Below are 18,399 nucleotides of genomic sequence, written 5' to 3' on the forward strand. Positions count from 1 at the left end.
AGAGCAGTTTTTGGGCAATAAGAAATTCGATCTGGCCATTTGTACCGAAGTCGGAGAGCACTTAAACCCGGCAAGCTCGGAGCATTTGATAAAATATTTGACACAAAGCGCACCGGTAGTTATTTTTTCAGCCGCGGTACCCGGCCAGGGGGGACATGGTCATATCAATTGCCAGCCACGAGAATTTTGGCATGATCTGTTTACGAGTAACGGATTCAGGCTGATAGATAGTTTCAGGCAGAAATTAAGGGATAATGAAAAGCTTGCCATGTGGTATAAATTGAATATGCTTGATTATGTTTCCAAAGACTATAAGCTCACCGAAAATGAAGATGTGATACGGAATCTTCTTAGTTCGGAAAGTTATGCCAGCAGTATGTTTTATATAACCAATACTGAAAACGCAAAGAATTTGGCCTACCTGAAGTACCCTGTTGTAAAACAATATTTTCAGTTAAGGAATTTTATCAAAAAGTTATTTAAAAAATGACGGACATATCCGTTGTTATTCCCGCCTACAACCGCCTTTGGTGCCTGCCCCGCGCTGTTGACAGTTGCCGCAATACCGAATGCAAAACGGAGATCATTGTGGTTGACGACGGCAGTACCGATGGAACCTGGGATTGGTTGATTTCCCAGCCTGATGTCATTGCCATAAGACAGGAAAACCAGGGACAAACTTATGCAGTAAACAACGGCGTGAGTAGGGCTACCGGTGAATATATCCGTTTCCTGGACAGCGATGATTTTTTGGCTGAAGGAACGATTGATAAACAGTTTGCAAAAGCCAGGGAAACCGGAGCAGACCTGGTTTATTCTAAAGTCAATAACTACGATCAGCAAACGGAAAAAATCACTGATTTTCCTGAGATGGAACCATGGACTGACTTTATGGAGGTGCAATTAGGCAGCGGATACGGCAGCCATTTTTTAGGTATGTTGTTTAAGACAGAATGGGTAAAAAAAATACCACGACGCCCTGATTTTGCTTTCAGAGAGGACAGGATGTTCCTGTTAGAATATGGATTACTCGAACCCAAAATTGCATTCGCTGAAGGCTGCGCCGGTTACTGGGTCATTCACCAGGGGCAAATGCAGGGAAATTATTCCGGCTGGAAAGCGCAGGTGACCAATTGGCAGCATATTCACATCTATAAAAAGATCCTGGGAGAGCTGGAACGTAAAGAACAATTAACTGCGAACAGGAAAAAGGCAGCAAGCACGGTACTTTGGCCGTTAGCCCACTGGATGGCACGGGACTATCTTAATGATGCCGTAGAAATTGTAAAATGGATATTTGAGTTAGACCCTAATTTCCACGTTCCTGAAAAAGGAGCTTTGGGTATGCTGTATAAAAAAATCGGATTTAAAAGAACCGAGCAATTATTGCGCCTAAGGCGCGCTTTTACTAACAGATCATAGCGTTTTAAACTAAATATGCGGCTATCACTATTTTATAATCCACTGGTAATTATTGACAGACTGGCGATAGCGATTAACAGACGTAAAAGAAAAAACAGGCTGAAAGGAACGCCGGCCGCAGGTTTGGGCCTGGGTTATTTGGATAGCCTCGAGTTATTGGAGCTGATAAAAAAAGATGGATTTACCACCGGGGTTATTTTTGACATAGGAGCCAACATCGGCACCTGGACAGTCCTTGCAAAATCGCTTTTCCCTGATGCGGAGATACATGGCTTTGAACCTCTTAAAAACCATATTCAGAAATTCGGGGAAAATATCAAGGGGTTATCAAATTCGCATATCCATTCATTCTGCTTGGGAGATGAGAATAAAGAGATGACCATTAATGTAACCAGTTTTTCTGATGCTTCAAGCATCCTGGATGTTGCTCCGCTGGTATACGAGCAATTCAACATTAAAAAAAGCAGCGAGGAACAAGTGGAAGTTAAACGGCTCGATACTTTGATTGATGAAGGTAAGCTGCCGGTTCCGGGTGTAATGAAACTTGACGTGCAGGGATATGAGCTGGAAGTTTTAAAAGGAGCAGGCAAATACCTTAATCAGGTCAGTTACCTCATCGTTGAGGTATCCTTTAAAGAATACTATCAAAAGCAGGCGCTCTTTCTGGATATTGCCAACTACCTGGCATCCCTCAATATTGATATATATGCGTTTGGTCATTCAACGCCGGTGGGGGCAGAATTAGGCCAGATTGATGTATTATTCAGAAAAAGAGGATTATCTGCGTCAAACTAATATCTTAGCCAAGCGTGATGCAAAATAAATGATGGAGACCAGCAATTTATCACCAGCTTATCCCATCGCCCTAAAAAATTTAATGAAGAACGAACTCCTATTCCATAAGCTAACCGAACGTATTAGAATAAATGATAAAGGGGGCTTTGCCTGTTATTGGCGAAGGCTCCCTGTTTTATACCCGATCATTTTACGAAAAATGAAGATCAACCGGGAGGTCAACGTCCCTTTATTTTTTGGAGATAAAATGAACGTTATCACCGGCGAAGTGGTCTCTTCCATCCTGATGAGTTTTGGTTACAGTGAGGTTGCACTGACTGCATTAATGCTAAAACTGATTGGCCCGGGGCAATCCGTAGTGGATGTCGGCACTCACTTTGGTTATGAAGCGTTATTGGCCTCAAGGTTAGTAGGCGAAACGGGAAAAATTGCTTGTTTTGAGCCAAACCCGGCAGTTTATCAGCTTGCTCAAAAAAACTTAAATAAACCAAATGTAACCGTTCATAACGCAGCCGTTGGCGACCATGAAGGCTCGGTGAAGATGCTTAATAAACCGATCACCGAATCGGCATTTAACAGCATTACCGATAGTGCAGAAGATGGAGCGATAGACGTTGCACTGGTTACCTTGGATGCTGTGTTAGCATCGAGAGAAAAACCAATTGATTTTATAAAATGTGATGTGGAAGGCTTCGAGATGGAGGTTTTAAATGGCTGTATTCAAATTTTGACCGCCGACAAACCCTTTTTGGTTTTAGAAGCCGATATACCTTCAGAAAATGAAAAATCGACTAAAAGAGCGGGTGTAATTGCCGATTTCCTTTCACAATATGGCTACGAAGCCTATGCTTTTGAAATGCGCGGAGCTGAACTGATCATCGATAAGTTAAATAACTTAAAAATGTCGCATGCAAATGTCCTGTTTGTTCATGAATCTAAATTTTCAGCCATCGAATAAGGCTATGCATTCCCCTACTACCGGAATAAAATGAAGATATTTCTTGCCTTTCTGCAATCTGATAAACGTTACCCTATTCCGGCATATGATTTTTGGCAACGCTATATTAAGAATGGAATTGAAGAAGCGGGCCATCAATGGGTAGAATGCCCGGACGCTGACTGGGCGTTGGGCCTGGTACCCAAAAGCGAATCAGAGCAATTAAAGTGGAAAGAGGAAACATGGGATAACACTGTTGCCTGGCTCAAAGCAAATCCTGTAGATATCTTTTTAGGCTATTTGTATCCATACCAGGTTGACAAATCGGCTATAAAAGAGATCCAGAAAATGAGTATCCCGTGCGTTAATTTCTTTTGTGATAACGTACGGGAATTCAGGAAAATCCCTGCTGCTTACGAGGTGTTTGATCTTAACTGGGTTCCGGAGCACAAAGCTCTTGAAATGTATAATTCGGCCGGGTTTAAATTTATTCATCTGCCAATGCCGGTATGGGTGGCACCAGAAGACAGGGTAATAAAAGACGAAGTATACAACCAGGTTACCTTATTAGGATCGAAGGACATTCAACGTAAATTGTTGATTGAAGAAGTTATAAAACTATATCCTGACATCCCATTGGCCGTTTATGGAAGCGGGTGGAAAAAAGGAGCGTCGGCAGCGGATCCGTCTATGCAAAATCAGGCATTCACCAAACGCGTTCAAAACCAGTTGAGTTTTGTAAAAAACTACGGAATAAATGCCTATTACAACAAATTGAAAAGCCTGAACTATCCATATGAAACGGATGCGTCCATTTTAGGAAAATATAAAGGTGATCACCAGATAGAGCAATACAAAGTATTGACAGCAGCAAGCATGATCACCGTGGGCATTAATAGATACCCCTCCTATCATTTTCCGATTGACAGGCCGGACACTTATTCGAGATTACGGGATATCGAGGCCCCTATGCTGGGTGCATGTTATCTGACGGAATGGACCGAGGGCATCGAAAACCTGTACGAGCCGCAGCAGGAAATAGCGCTGTATCATAATGCTGAAGATTTTGTAGAGAAGGTAAAAGAATTAAAAAGCGATCATAAAAAACGAAATATGCTAAAAGTTAACGGACAAAAACGGGCCTTAAGCGAACACACCATACCAAACTCTTTAAATAAACTGATACGTACGCTGGGCATATGAAAAAATTATTAGTTACCGGGTCAGCCGGTTTAGTTGGTTCAGAAGTTTGTGTCTATTTTGCTGAAAAGGGTTACGAAATTCACGGCGTAGACAATAATCAAAGGGCCGTTTTCTTTGGCCCACAGGGCGACACCATCTGGAATCGCGACAGGCTGATCGATACTTTAAAAAATTACAAGCATCATGAAATTGATATCAGGGACAGGGCGGCAATCCTGAACCTGGTTAAGGAAATTAAACCTGATGCTATTGTACATGCGGCCGCACAACCCAGCCACGACCGCGCCGCAGCTATCCCTTTTGATGATTTTGATACAAATGCAGTGGGTACCCTGAATATGCTGGAAGCTGTCCGCCAATTTGCTCCTGAGTCTCCTTTTATTTTTTTAAGCACGAATAAAGTGTACGGAGATGCTCCCAATAAAATAAACCTGAAGGAACTGGAAACCAGGTGGGACTATGATGATGACGCGTATATACATGGTATAGCTGAAACATTTACCATAGATCAATCCAAGCACTCGTTATTCGGCGCCTCCAAGGTAGCAGCTGATGTTATGGTGCAGGAATATGGCCGCTATTTTAACATGCCCGCCTGCTGTTTGCGGGGCGGATGCCTAACCGGGCCTAATCATACCGGTGTAGAATTGCATGGCTTTTTGAGTTACCTGGTAAAATGCAACCTTGAGGGTAAAAAATACAGCGTGTTTGGCTATAAGGGCAAGCAGGTGAGAGATAATATTCACTCGTATGATATTGTGAGGTTTATGGATCTATTTATTAATACGCCGCGCCAGGGTGAGGTGTATAATCTCGGTGGTGGTAAAAACAATACCTGTTCCATATGGGAGGCATTTTCCATTACCGAAAAATTCTCGGGGAAAGCACAGGTTTATGAATATGTAGATAAAAACCGGGAGGGCGACCATATTTGCTATTACAGCGATCTGCGTAAGATGAAAGCACATTATCCATCCTGGGATATCACCGTCAGCCTGGAAGAAACTATTAAACAAATAGTGGAATCCTGGAAAAAACGGATCTGAAATTTTAATGCGCAAGCTGCATCTTTATTTCCGCATACCTCCCCCATCCGACCGCTTTATTTCCGGCGATCGGTATGTACTACCTGCAATTAGACAATTAGTTAAAGGAAAAAAGATCGGCGGAATCCAAAAGGTATTCATCAATTTGTGTAAAGGGCTTGACGAACTCAAAGTTGATTATGATGTCAACCTGCCTTTCAAAAAAATACAACCGGGAGAACCGGTAGTTGTGCTCGGCAGCGGGCGTTACGCTTTAAAAGACTATTCTGCTCCTAATAAGATCATCGCCGGTATTGCGCTGATGACGCACCCCAGCGAATGGCCCGATCTGTTTGAGAAATACCCGGTAGCTACCTACCTGCAACATTCGGAATGGACGAGGGATTTGTATGCTAATCATTATGGCGGCGATAAATGCGGCATCTGGCCTGCGGGGATCGATACAAAAAAATGGTCGCCGGATAGTGCCGCGTCAAAGCAGTTCGACATCCTGATCTACAATAAGATCATGTGGAACAAGCAGGAGACTTATGATAAACTCGCACGCCCTATTATAGCCAAGCTTGAGCAGTTGGGATTGAGCTACACCGAAATAGTCTATGGTAATTATAAAGAAGCGGAATATTTCGACTTACTCAACCAAAGCAAAGCAATGGTATTCCTGTGCGAGCATGAAAGCCAGGGGTTTGCCTGTTGCGAGGCCATGTCCATGAATGTTCCTGTATTTGCCTGGGACCAGGGCTGGTATCTCGATCCGCATTTGGAAACCGATTGGAATGAGCCAAAGCCATTACCTGCAAGCTCGGTTCCATTTTTTGATGAAACCTGCGGGATGAAGTTTACTGATCCTAATGATTTCAATGAAAAAATAGAAGGTTTCTGGGAAAACGTAAAAGCAGGAACCTATCATCCAAGAGATTATATTTTGCAAAACCTTACTCTTGAAAAAAGTGCACAGGCTATGCTTGACCTGGTCGGCACGGTTTATCCATGAGAATACTATTGATAATGGATCCGGGTATTCCGGTACCCCCACCGCTGTATGGCGGACACGAGCGTTTGGTTTATCTTTTTGCTGAAGAATATATCAAATTAGGGCACCAGGTTACAATACTCGCCGGGCCTGATTCCCATTGCAACGGTGAGACAGTAACTTTTGGGGTAAATGATTTAAACCGTTCAGACAGACAACGACAAAAAGAAATGCTGTTTGTGTGGCGATACTTGTCAAAGAATAAAAAGAATTTCGACCTGATCCACAATTTTGGGCGGTTGATTTATCTGCTTCCCGTTCTGAACAGCCGCGTGAAAAAGATCATGACCTATGGCCGCCCGGTTTCCACAAAAGGCATCAAATTTTTCGCCAGTCTGCCTAACCGTAATTTGATCTTTACGGCATGCAGCAATTATTGCGTGTCAACCGGAAATGTGGCGGGTAACTGGAAGACTGTTTATAATGCCATCGATTTTTCCCAATACCAATTGCAGGAAAATGTCGCTAAAGATGCCCCGTTGATGTTTTTGGGAAGGCTTGACCGCATAAAAGGCGTACATACCGCTATACAGATTGCAAAGCAAACAGGCGATAAGCTGATCATTGGCGGAAACATATCGCATACGGCTGATAACTACGAATATTTTAAAACAGAGATCGAACCGCAGATCGACGGGGAGCAGATAGTTTACCTGGGCCCGTTAAATGATGAGGCAAAAAATAAATACCTCGGACAGTCAAAGGCTTTGCTATTCCCCATTGAGTGGGATGAACCGTTTGGTATGGTAATGACCGAAGCTATGGCATGCGGTACCCCGGTTATTGCTTTTAACAGGGGCTCTGTACCCGAAGTTGTTGATAAACAGACCGGAGTAATTACGACAACGTCCGAAGATATGGTTAATGCGGTGAAAGGCATTGGGCATATCAATAGAATACTTTGCCGTAAGGTGGCTGAGGAACGATTTGATGTTAAAACGATTTCAAATCAATACCTAAATTTATTTAATGAACCATAAAAATCTTAATATCATATTATGACTATAAAACAAAGAATAGGTAAGATGGTCACCAAAATATCGCCGGTTACGCCGGAGATACTTACTATTCTTAGAGTCGAGTTCCGGGCCTACAGGAGCAGGATGAACTACCGGCTCAATCCCATAAAGCGAATGACGGTCAAAAAATTCCTGTCTGCCGAAAACATCAGCTTAAATATTGGCTGCGGTCCCTTTGGTTTTGACGGGTGGGTGAATGTCGACTTAGTGAACCTTAGAAACGTTTCGTTTACATTCGATTCGAGAAAACATTTGCCTTTTAAAGATGGGACTGTCGACCGGATAAGGGTTGAGCATTTTTTTGAACACCTGGATAAAAAATCGGAAGTAACGTTCTTTTTAGATGAATGCAGAAGAGTGATGAAAAAAGGGGCCGTTTTAAGGATTGCCGTTCCCGACATTGAAAAATTCATAATGGCTTATGCCAAAAATGATGAAGGTTTATGGAACGGCTTAGGATATGATATTCATGCGCTTCCAAAAGGTTTTGACACAAAAGTCGCTATCCTGAACCATGTTTTCAGGCAGGACGGCGAGCATAAATATGCATACGATTTTGAAGGGTTGCATTATGTTTTGTCTAAACACGGATTCAATAAAATAACCAGGCAAAATTTCCGGGAGTCACTGGACGATCAATTAAAAGACGACCTTGAAAACCACAGCAATCACTCATTGTATGTGGATTGCGTAAAGTAATTTGAAAAAGATCGTTTTGCTTTCTGTCGGCCAGCCCTCAACTAATCCCCGCTTAGTAAAGGAGGCAAATGCTTTAACGCAGGCCGGATATAAAGTTTATGTGATCTATTCGTACTGGAATCAATGGGCCTGGGAATCAGACAAATTACTATTCCAAAAAGTCGCATGGATACCGGTGTTAGCGGGCGGATCACCCTATAAAAACAAACTTCTTTATTTCTATACACGCCTTCGGGTAAAATTATTCAGGTTCACCGCTCAAAACCTGACGCTGAAATTTGGCATTGCAGAAATTGCAAAAGGGCGAACTTATCCTGATCTGCTAAAAAAGGCAAAATCAATTAAGGCTGATCTTTATATAGCACATGTGCATGCAGCATTACCTGCGGCAGTGAAAGCAGCAAAAATGAATAACGCGAAATGCGGGTTTGATGCAGAAGACTTCCACAGACGGGAGGCGGATGACGATACCAATTCATTCTATTTCAAAATCTCAAAATACCTGGACGACAAGTATTTGGCGGAGGCAGATTACCTTACGACAGCAAGTCCGTTAATTTCAAGGGAATACGAAAAATTGTACCCCGGTTTAAAAAATGTGGTCATCAATAATGTTTTTGAATCAGATAAACGGTTAGAAATAAATCCACATGCAGATCAATCAATAAAGTTATTCTGGTTTTCACAAACTGTAGGCGCAGGAAGAGGTTTGGAAGATGTTATAGAGGCATTAGCACTACTAAACAATTACCCTTTCGAGCTGCATTTATTAGGTGATGCCGAGACTTCTGTCAAAAGCGATTTTTCAAAAAGGTTGAATAATCAGCCCGATAAAATCCATTTTCATGAACCAATTCCACCTGACCAGATTATCGCGTTTGCGAATCAGTTTGATATCGGCCTGGCATTGGAAAAGAACACGCCGTTTAACCGTGACATCTGTTTAACAAACAAAATATTCACCTACATACAATCGGGACTTGCCGTAATTGCCAGTGACACATCGGCTCAAACAGAATTGATGACCCAATATCCGTCCATTGGTAAATTATACGAGGGAGGCAACGTACAGGCTTTAGCCGAAGCTCTTTCATATTATCACCAAAACAGGGATAAGCTTTTTGAGACACGCAAAGCTGCTTTAAATACTGCGCACCAGCATCTAAACTGGGAAGATGAAAGCAAAAAGTTCCTGAGCCTGGTAGAACAAACATTAACACGGGGATGAACAGAAAGGTATTAATCATATCACCTTATTTCCCGCCTGTAAACGTTGCCGACATGCAACGGATACGGATGAGCCTTCCTTACTTTAAAAACTTTGGATGGGACGCCGAAGTCGTTACGGTAGATCCCAGGTATTCAGATCTTGCGAAGGATGATTTATTAATACAAAGCATACCACTTGATATCACAATCCACCAGGTAAATGCATTAGATAAAACATGGACTTCCAGGCTTGGCTTGGGGAATATAGCATTACGTTCATTGCCATTTTACAAAAAAAAAGTAAACCAGCTGTTGCATGCATATAAGTTTGACCTGATCTATTTTTCCACTACGCAATTCCCGATCTGTGTCCTGGGAAAGTATTGGAAAAAGAAATTCAATATCCCTTATGTGATCGACATGCAGGATCCCTGGCATTCCGAATATTATAAGGACAAGCCCAAACACCAGCGTCCTCCTAAATACTGGTTCTCTTATCGCTTAAACAAATACCTGGAACCAATAGCGATGAAGCAATTGGATGGTTTAATGGCAGTGTCGGAACAATATATCAATGATCTGAAAACAAGATACCCGGCTATAAAGAATGTTCCGGAAGCAACAATTACTTTCGGAGCCTTTGAACCGGACATGGAAATTGCTGAAAAGAACCGAGATTTATTTAAAAGCTTAATTCAGCCGGGATTTACCAACCTGGTTTACATTGGGCGCGGCGGGGCCGATATGCATAAAGCGGTAGGGGTATTGTTCAAAGCTTTGCAACAAGGTTTACAAACCGAGAAGGAAACGTACGGCAAGCTGAAGGTTTATTTTATTGGTACCAGCTATGCACCCAGGGGACAAGGTAAACCAACAATTTCGCCTTTGGCAAAACAATATGGCTTGGATGACCATGTTGTCGAGATCACCGACCGGATCAGCTACTATCAAACGCTGATCACACTTAACCAGGCCGATGCTTTATTTATTCCTGGCTCGGACGATCCGAAATACACGGCATCAAAAATTTACCCTTACCTTTTAACCGGGAAGCCTTTGCTGACCATATTTAACTCGGAAAGCCCGGCTATAAGTGTACTAAAAGACTATGGGGTAAAATTTGCCTATTCTTATGACTCAACTGATAATATCAGCCTAAAAGTTATCGATTTTTTTAGAGACATAATTAACGGCCCTAACACTCCGCAGAATTATAATAAAAGTGCCATTAAAAAATACAGTGCCGAAAATATGACGAGGCAGCAATGCCATTTGTTTGATAAAATAATGACCAATAATATATGAAAAGGTATGTGCAATATGGGTGTGGATTTACAGCGCCGGATGGATGGGTAAATTATGATGCATCTCCTACCCTTCGCTACGAAAGGCTTCCATTAATAGGTAAGTTTTATACCCGTAATTCTCAACGTTTCCCCGAAAATGTTAAGTATGGCGATATTGTAAAAGGCTTGCCGGAGCAGTCCGGGAATTGCGATGCGGTGTATTGTTCTCACATATTGGAGCATTTAGCTTATAACGATTTCAAAAAAGCATTAAAAAATACGCACACTATATTGAAGCCGGACGGAATATTCAGGGCCGTTATGCCGGATCTGAAGGCGGCCATCGACGCGTACATAGAAAATTATGACAAGCAGGATTCACCTGCGAGTGAATTTATGAGAAGCACCATGCTCGGAATAGAAGACCGGGGCTCGGGGTTCAGGTCGGTATTAATGAAGCTGTATGGCAATTCAAAGCATTTATGGATGTGGGATTACCGCTCACTGCATCATGAACTGCAGCAAGCCGGCTTCCGCAATATTCGCCCTTGTAAATTCGGAGATTCAACCGAAAAAGAATTCGCGCTGGTAGAAGAGGAAGGCCGTTTTTATGGCGCAGTGGCGTTTGAATGTCAGAAATGAAAAAGCTGGCAATAGTTACCACCCACCCAATCCAATACTACGCACCAGTGTTTAAGCTGCTGCACGAACGGAATAATATATCAATCAACGTTTACTATACCTGGGGAGAAAAAGCTTTAGATAAATATGATCCCGGTTTTGAACAAAAGGTAAACTGGGATATTCCGCTATTAGACGGTTACCCCTACGAATGGGCGTTGAATACCTCTGATGCTCCCGGCACCCATCATTTTAAAGGGATAATCAACCCAAACCTGGCAGGGCAAATAATTAAATGGCAACCCGATGCCATATTGTTTTTTGGATGGGCATATCATGGGCACTTAAAAGCGATAAGGTATTTCAAGAACAGGATACCTGTGTTTTTTCGCGGCGACTCTACTTTGCTTGATGAAACTGGTGGTATAAAAAGCGTGCTCAAATCCATTTATCTAAAATGGGTTTACAAGCATATAGACCATGCTTTTAATGTGGGCGCCAGGAATAAGGATTACTTTAAAAAATATGGTTTAAAGGACAGTCAGTTAAGCTTTGCTCCGCATGCTATCGATAATGACAGGTTCGCAGAAGACAGACACGCAGAAGCTCAATTATTGAGAGAAAAGCTGGATATTAAGAGCGATGATATACTGATACTTTTTGCGGGAAAGCTGGAAAACAAAAAATCACCTTTGCTACTATTGGAAGCTTTTCTTTCAATAAAGAAACCTGGCACACATTTATTGTTTATCGGGAACGGTGCACTTGAGAACGCCCTGAAATTGCAGGCTGATAATGCTGAGAATATCCATTTCATGCCTTTCCAAAATCAAAAGGCCATGCCTGCGGCTTACCAGGCTGCCGATTTATTTTGTTTGCCCTCGCAAGGTCCCGGCGAAACGTGGGGTTTAGCGGTAAACGAAGCAATGGCTTGTGGCAGGGCAATATTGGTTTCTGATAAAGTCGGTTGCGCTATTGATCTCGTAAAAGAAAAATATAACGGCGCGATCTTTCAAAGTAAACACCTGGCTGACCTGATAATAGCACTGAAAAAATTGATAAATTCAAAAGCTGTGCTTCATAAATACGGCCATAACAGTAAAGACATCATACAAGACTGGACTTTGGCTAGAATTGCCGAAGCGATAGAAAATAAACTGAATGAAACGATCTGATAAGATTAAACTCTCTTTTACAAGAAACTGGAAGCTACCCGGAAAAGAAAGATTATCGCGATGGTTTAAACCTTCCGGTGAACTTAAAACCACAATGACTAACGGGATAGTATGGCTTACTGATGAAGACATCGCTATTTATACCAGCGCTGATAATTATATCGAATGGGCCATATTAAGCGGCGGGACTTATGAGAACGCTACCAATAAACTAATCAAAATATCACTCCGGCCCGGAGATGTGGCATTGGATATAGGCGGCAACATCGGTCTGCAAAGTATCCGCATGTCAAGGTCGGTAGGCGAACAGGGGAAGGTATTTGCCTTCGAGCCGCTTGTCCATTTACAGGAAAAACTTAGCCGGAATATCAAACTTAATAAAGCTGATAATGTGAAGTTGTTTCCCTATGCCCTCTCAAACGCCGAAAGCGAAGCCGACTTTCATATCAGCAAGGGAAACTGGAACCAGGGGACTTTTAATATATCCAGCAATCAGCCCGGCACCGAAGTTCAGCATGTGATCATTAAAGTCGCAGACGAGATACCAGATATCAAAGCGTTAAACCGGCTTGATCTGGTAAAAATAGATGTTGAAGGTTTTGAATACCAGGTATTGCTCGGGCTAAAGCAAACCATCGGGAAACATAAGCCGCGTATAATTTTTGAGTACGATAAAAATTACTGGGAAGCCAATGCCCAGAATTTCAGCGAATGTTTTGATTTTTTGAGCTCTTTAAGTTATACATTGTACCAGGTTACGCCTGTAGGCTGTGAGCTCATACAACACGCTTCGGCAGCAATAAGCGGAAACCTGTTTTGCATACCTTCATAAAATGAAAACCAACTTCGCAGTTGAGAAATACCTGACTTTATATATGCCCTGGCTGTTGGCGCTGATTTTTAAATCAGATCCCCAGCTATCATTTATCATTGCGTGGCTTGGCTCATTCCTGATCTTTTATCTCACATTGAGCGGTTGGGTAAGACCATTGCCTGATGACCTGACATTTGGCGAGCAACTCATGAGGCCAATTATATTGGTTCAGATCATTTTTGCAGGGTACATGTGCAGTACTACTATTTTCTTTTTCTTAAATGTACTCGGGTATGAAAATTTTCATAAAACTACGCCCTATTTTTTAATTGACCACGAAAAGCTCAATCTTACCGCTGAATGTCAGCGCTATTATTGCCTTGGCCATGCCGCTTTTGTAACGGGGATACTGATGTTTATGAAATACCCCAAAAAACAGAAATATCATGTGGACGCCGATAAAATAGCGAACCTTATTTTTGTTATTGCCTGGGTGACACTGCCTGTTTCCATTCTCTTTCTGAAAACCTCGGGTTTGGCACAGTTTGGTAACCAGTTTAGCTCTTTGAGTTTCATAGCCGGGACGCTTGCATTAGCGTTTGCTATACCCCGGAAAAAGATATGGAACACCATTATCTGCATAATTCTATATTTCTTTAATTTCTATGCAGCGCTCACATCAGGTTTTAAAGAGCCTATCATTATAAGCGTTCTTGTTTTGGGTATTTTTTTATATCCGAATTATAAAAAACTGGTGATAGCGACCTTTATTCCCGCTCTTATTTTTTTGTTCATATTTCTGCCCAATTACAATAAGATATTCCGGGAGAATGCCTGGTCTGATGATGTCGATGCCGAACAAGCGTCTCAAATTGCTTTGGATGCCGCGTTAAATAAAGATTCATCTCCGTATGCCGGCGATGACAGTAACTGGGGATTTTTAACTTTCAGGCTCAGTGAGGTTTCCATGTTCACTCAGTTTGCAAAATCGACCCCGCAATTTGTAAATTATTATGGTTTAACATTGGTAAAACAGTCGGGAATGGCATTGGTACCGCGCATATTCTGGCCGTCGAAACCAATAACCGAAAACCTGGTTATGCAACGGGTTTATGATGCGGGCGTAATTAATGTCGGATCCAATGTATCCGCAAAGCCTGCATTTATTGTAGATGCCTATCTTTCATTCGGCGGTTTTGGTGTATTTATTTTCCTTTTCATCTATGGTGCCACTGCTCAACTGATCTCGATAAAAGCCGAAAGATTATTTGGGGGATATGTTTTAGGGACCGCCCTCATATTCAGCGGGCTGTTCCAGATTATGTGGCGCGGTCTTAGTTTTGAATTCATCGCTAACACGGTTTTTTGGAGCTATGTGAGCATGTTGCTCATCCAAAAAATATTGATGGTGACTAACGTCTTAAAACACGCTTGAGGATACTCCAGATAAATGCATCGTATAAACCTGCCTATATCTATGGCGGTCCTACGATGTCTGTATCGAAATTAAGCGAGCAGCTAGCCAAAGCGGAGTGCTATACAGAAGTTTTCACAACCACTGCAAATGGAGATACCGAACTGCAGGTTGTTCCGGATGAGCGGGTGATGGTTGATGGTGTGCTGGTAACCTATTTTAAACGTTTGACCAAAGATCATACGCATTTTTCGCCTGCTTTACTAAAGAAGCTATGGAAAGAAGCCCGAAACTTTGATGTGATCCATATACACGCCTGGTGGAACCTCGTATCCGTGTTATCCTGCTGGATTGCTATAAAACGCCGGGTTCCCGTTGTCATTTCACCACGAGGTACTTTAAGCGCCTATTCATTCAGCAATAAAAATAGTTTATCAAAGCGGATCATTCACAGCTGGCTTGGAAAAAGATTGCTAAAAAAATCCTCCTTTCACGTTACATCTGACAGGGAAAGACGGGCCATTGAAAATATTATCCCGCCAAAAAGAATCGTAACTATTCCCAACTTTGTAGCCCTGTCTGAAAGAATAAACGATGAAAGGAACGAGTTTCCAGATAATTCACCATTAAAGCTTTTATTCTTTTCAAGAATAGAAGAGAAAAAAGGACTGGACATTTTATTGAATGCTTTAACCTCGGTTACTATTCCTTACCATCTGACAATTGCAGGCGATGGGGAAGCAGATTATATCAATCAGCTAAAAGCAATCGCAACAAATAACGGGATTGCAGATCGCGTTAGCTGGATAGGTTTTCAGGGTGCAAATAAATTTGAGGTATTGCAGCAGCACGACCTGATGGTATTACCCTCGCATGATGAAAATTTCGGGAATGTGGTAATAGAAAGCCTGAGTGTCGGTACGGCCGTATTGGTAAGCAAATATGTCGGTCTGGCTGATTATGTATCAGCAAATAGCCTCGGTTGGGTATGCGAACTGGACGAAAAGGACATTAGTGCTTATATTAACAAAATATTTGATCAGAAAGATAAGTTAGCCCGCATTACGCAGGCTGCGCCGGGTATTATCCGCAGGGATTTTGACGAGACAAGTCTCACAGAAAAATATATCAGCATGTACAATCAAATCATTAATAATGGCTGAATACAAAGATTACGGCTTTACCACCAACGAGCCGAGCCACACTTTTTTTTATTTGCATGACGCATTGTTTTCCATGCTGAATAAAGATGCCAACCGTTGTATACTTGATCTTGGCTGCGGTAACGGCCACCTGGTAAGTTACCTGGTAAAACAGGGATATGATGCTTACGGAACTGACGCCTCTGAAAATGGTATCGCAATAGCAAAAAAAGAATATCCAGATCGCTTTTTTCTTCAGGATCTATCGACAGATCAATTACCTGTTGAGTTGCAAAAGTTAAAAATCGATACTATTATTTCGACCGAAGTAATTGAGCACCTGTACAATCCGGACGGCTTTATTGAGTTTTGTAAGAATGCGCTTCAGAAAAATGGCGAGCTGATCATTTCAACCCCATATCACGGCTACTGGAAGAACCTTCTGCTGGCTGTTTTGGGTAAATGGGATTCGCACCATGACCCTACCTGGCATGGGGGGCATATCAAATTCTGGTCGAAGGGAACGCTGAGTAAGCTTTTAACCGATAAAGGTTTTAGTGTAACCGGGTTTAAAGGCTGCGGACGGGCGCCTTATTTTTGGAAATCGATGGTTATAAAAGCAAAATTGCTTTGAATACGCAGTTTTCATTTATCATACTCACCTTTAACGAGGAACTTCATTTAGGACGCTTACTCCAATCAATAAGCGATTTGGATGCACCTATTTTCATACTTGATTCAGGCAGTACAGATAATACGATTACTATTAGCGAACAATACGGCGCTTCATTTTTCCAGCATAAATTCGAAAATCATCCACGGCAATGGGATTATGCGCTTAAAAATATTCCCGTTACAACGCCATGGGTAATATGCCTTGATGCCGATCAAACTGTTACCCCTGAACTAAAAGCAAGGTTGATCAATTTTAAAGACGAGGATCACGCCGACGTAAACGGTATCTATTTTAATCGTAAGAATTTTTTCAAGGGCCGATGGATTAAACATGGTGGCTACTACCCTTTTTACCTGCTTAAAATGTTCAGGTACGGGGTTGGCTATTCGGATACCAATGAAAATATGGACCACCGCTTCATTGTTCCGGGCAAACTGGAAATATGGAAAGACAGTATCATCCTGGAGGAAAATCTGAAAGAGAATAATATTCGTTTCTGGATAGAAAAACATAATCGGTACAGCGACCTCGTGGCCCAGGAAGAAGTGGAACGGATGATGCAGATGCGCACGCAAACCATAAAACCAAGGTTCTGGGGCTCGCCCGATGAGCGAACGGCCTGGCGCAAGCAGCTATGGTGGAAAATGCCGCGTTACGTGCGACCAATGATCTACTTTACTCATCGCATCATTTTTCAATTAGGAATACTGGATGGACGCACCGGGATCATCTTCCATTTTCTCCAGGGGTTTTGGTTCAGGCTGATCGTGGATATTAAAATAGACGAGATCATTAAGCAGCAGGATCATGAAAAAGTTGCATAGAGAATCTCCGTTACGTTTTTTGCTGGTCTTCCTGGGGTTATTCCTGTTCTTCTACTATTTTAATATTTTCTTCTTCAGTCTGACTTCGCATGGCAAGCATTATAACAGCTTCATCGATCAGCATCTTAATTATATCCGTGGCTTGAGACATATTTTGCTTGCGACTACTAAATTTATAATTAACTCATTTGGCTTTTCCTGTCTGACAAATGATTACCAGTTAATGGTGGCCGGTCACGGTATCATTGATGTGATCTATTCCTGCCTGGGCTTGGGCGTTATGAGTTTCTTCGCGGCCTTTGTGATCGCTTATCCTAAAAAATTGAGAGCCAAATTGATTTTTCTTTTGACAGGATTGATCTGCATTCAAATATTAAATGTGTTTCGTTTTGTATTACTGGCTGTGTTATGGAACAAAAAATCAAAGCTGATACTCGACCATCATATTATTTTTAACATTATAATCTATATCATTATTACCATAACTCTTTACTTTTGGGTAAAACGAGACGATAAACAACCTGTAGCCGGTGCAAAAAACTGATCTTTCATTATATAACAATCACCCCTACCATCCGGGCGGCAATGCATTTACACGGCTCTTGTGGCATTATACCAACTCCTTCTTTTTTAAATCCGGGTTGTTCCCGGTTTATGGGATTAAACGATCTTTACTGAAAGCCTTCGGCGCAAAGCTGGGCAGGAACATTACAATAAAACCGTATGTGAACATAAAATATCCATGGAATTTAACCATCGGCGATAATGCCTGGATAGGAGAAAATGTATGGTTGGATAGTTTAGAGATGATCACCATTGGCGCTAATTCCTGTATTTCTCAGGGCGCTACCATACTTACCGGCAGCCACAATTATAAAAAAGCTACTTTCGACCTGATCACTGCCGCGGTTACTTTAGAAGATGGTGTTTGGATTGGTGCAGGCGCTATAGTAAATCAGGGTATTACAATTGCCTCGCATGCTGTGCTTACCAGCGGCTCTGTAGCCACAAAAAATCTCGAAACCTATTCCATTTATCAAGGCAATCCAGCCTTTAAGATCAGGGATCGAATTATTGAATAACT

18 protein-coding genes and 1 pseudogene are annotated in these 18,399 nt (G+C 42.0%); all 19 read left to right on the plus strand.

Translation table 11 applies throughout. The annotated features are described in order from the left end of the window. On the plus strand, positions 1–490 hold a 490-nt coding region (locus VIM89_RS18050; RefSeq protein ID WP_488157580.1), incomplete at its 5' end, for a hypothetical protein. Then, positions 487–1,422 (plus strand): glycosyltransferase family 2 protein, encoded by a 936-nt coding sequence (locus VIM89_RS18055; RefSeq protein ID WP_488157581.1) that lies wholly within the window; start codon positions 487–489, stop codon positions 1,420–1,422. The genes VIM89_RS18050 and VIM89_RS18055, both read left to right, overlap by 4 nt. Positions 1,423–1,437: 15 nt before the next feature. Next, entirely contained in the window at positions 1,438–2,217 is a 780-nt protein-coding gene (locus tag VIM89_RS18060) for an FkbM family methyltransferase (protein ID WP_488157582.1), read from the plus strand. An 82-nt stretch (positions 2,218–2,299) separates the two neighbouring features. Then, complete coding sequence (locus VIM89_RS18065; protein WP_488157583.1) at positions 2,300–3,175, plus strand: FkbM family methyltransferase; 876 nt, start codon at positions 2,300–2,302, stop codon at positions 3,173–3,175. Positions 3,176–3,205: 30 nt separating this feature from the next. After that, positions 3,206–4,357 (plus strand): glycosyltransferase family protein, encoded by a 1,152-nt coding sequence (locus VIM89_RS18070; protein ID WP_488157584.1) that lies wholly within the window; start codon positions 3,206–3,208, stop codon positions 4,355–4,357. Beyond that, positions 4,354–5,403 (plus strand): NAD-dependent epimerase/dehydratase family protein, encoded by a 1,050-nt coding sequence (locus VIM89_RS18075; protein WP_488157585.1) that lies wholly within the window; start codon positions 4,354–4,356, stop codon positions 5,401–5,403. The genes VIM89_RS18070 and VIM89_RS18075 overlap by 4 nt, the downstream gene beginning before the upstream one ends. Before the next feature lie 7 nt (positions 5,404–5,410). Further along, a complete protein-coding gene (locus VIM89_RS18080; protein ID WP_488157586.1) occupies positions 5,411–6,397 on the plus strand; it encodes a glycosyltransferase in 987 nt (328 codons plus the stop codon). After that, positions 6,394–7,416, plus strand: a complete 1,023-nt coding sequence (locus VIM89_RS18085; protein ID WP_488157587.1) for a glycosyltransferase — start codon at positions 6,394–6,396, stop codon at positions 7,414–7,416. The genes VIM89_RS18080 and VIM89_RS18085 overlap by 4 nt, the downstream gene beginning before the upstream one ends. An 18-nt stretch (positions 7,417–7,434) precedes the next feature. Beyond that, complete coding sequence (locus tag VIM89_RS18090; protein WP_488157588.1) at positions 7,435–8,154, plus strand: class I SAM-dependent methyltransferase; 720 nt, start codon at positions 7,435–7,437, stop codon at positions 8,152–8,154. Between the two features lies 1 nt (position 8,155). Then, the gene (locus VIM89_RS18095; RefSeq protein WP_488157589.1) at positions 8,156–9,382 is read left to right on the plus strand and encodes a glycosyltransferase family protein; all 1,227 of its coding nucleotides are present in this window, start codon (positions 8,156–8,158) and stop codon (positions 9,380–9,382) included. Continuing rightward, positions 9,379–10,668, plus strand: a complete 1,290-nt coding sequence (locus tag VIM89_RS18100) for a glycosyltransferase (RefSeq protein WP_488157590.1) — start codon at positions 9,379–9,381, stop codon at positions 10,666–10,668. The genes VIM89_RS18095 and VIM89_RS18100 overlap by 4 nt, the downstream gene beginning before the upstream one ends. After that, the gene (locus tag VIM89_RS18105; protein ID WP_488157591.1) at positions 10,665–11,291 is read left to right on the plus strand and encodes a class I SAM-dependent methyltransferase; all 627 of its coding nucleotides are present in this window, start codon (positions 10,665–10,667) and stop codon (positions 11,289–11,291) included. Before VIM89_RS18100 ends, VIM89_RS18105 begins: the two co-directional genes overlap by 4 nt. Further along, entirely contained in the window at positions 11,288–12,445 is a 1,158-nt protein-coding gene (locus VIM89_RS18110; protein ID WP_488157592.1) for a glycosyltransferase family 4 protein, read from the plus strand. Before VIM89_RS18105 ends, VIM89_RS18110 begins: the two co-directional genes overlap by 4 nt. Further along, positions 12,432–13,277: an FkbM family methyltransferase gene (locus tag VIM89_RS18115; protein WP_488157593.1), complete on the plus strand. Its 846-nt coding sequence runs from the start codon at positions 12,432–12,434 to the stop codon at positions 13,275–13,277. Before VIM89_RS18110 ends, VIM89_RS18115 begins: the two co-directional genes overlap by 14 nt. Position 13,278: 1 nt before the next feature. Further along, entirely contained in the window at positions 13,279–14,694 is a 1,416-nt protein-coding gene (locus tag VIM89_RS18120; RefSeq protein WP_488157594.1) for an exosortase Y-associated Wzy-like protein, read from the plus strand. Next, positions 14,691–15,836 (plus strand): XrtY-associated glycosyltransferase XYAG1, encoded by a 1,146-nt coding sequence (locus VIM89_RS18125; protein ID WP_488157595.1) that lies wholly within the window; start codon positions 14,691–14,693, stop codon positions 15,834–15,836. The genes VIM89_RS18120 and VIM89_RS18125 overlap by 4 nt, the downstream gene beginning before the upstream one ends. Then, the gene (locus VIM89_RS18130; RefSeq protein ID WP_488157596.1) at positions 15,829–16,449 is read left to right on the plus strand and encodes a class I SAM-dependent methyltransferase; all 621 of its coding nucleotides are present in this window, start codon (positions 15,829–15,831) and stop codon (positions 16,447–16,449) included. The genes VIM89_RS18125 and VIM89_RS18130 overlap by 8 nt, the downstream gene beginning before the upstream one ends. After that, positions 16,446–17,859, plus strand: a pseudogene (xrtY, locus tag VIM89_RS18135) (exosortase Y). The gene VIM89_RS18130 and the pseudogene xrtY overlap by 4 nt, the downstream one beginning before the upstream one ends. After that, entirely contained in the window at positions 17,846–18,397 is a 552-nt protein-coding gene (locus VIM89_RS18140) for a WcaF family extracellular polysaccharide biosynthesis acetyltransferase (RefSeq protein WP_488157597.1), read from the plus strand. Before xrtY ends, VIM89_RS18140 begins: the two are co-directional and overlap by 14 nt. The last annotated feature ends 2 nt before the right edge of the window (positions 18,398–18,399 follow it).

The sequence above is a fragment of the Mucilaginibacter sp. genome, assembly GCF_036568825.1.
GTDB lineage: Bacteria > Bacteroidota > Bacteroidia > Sphingobacteriales > Sphingobacteriaceae > Mucilaginibacter.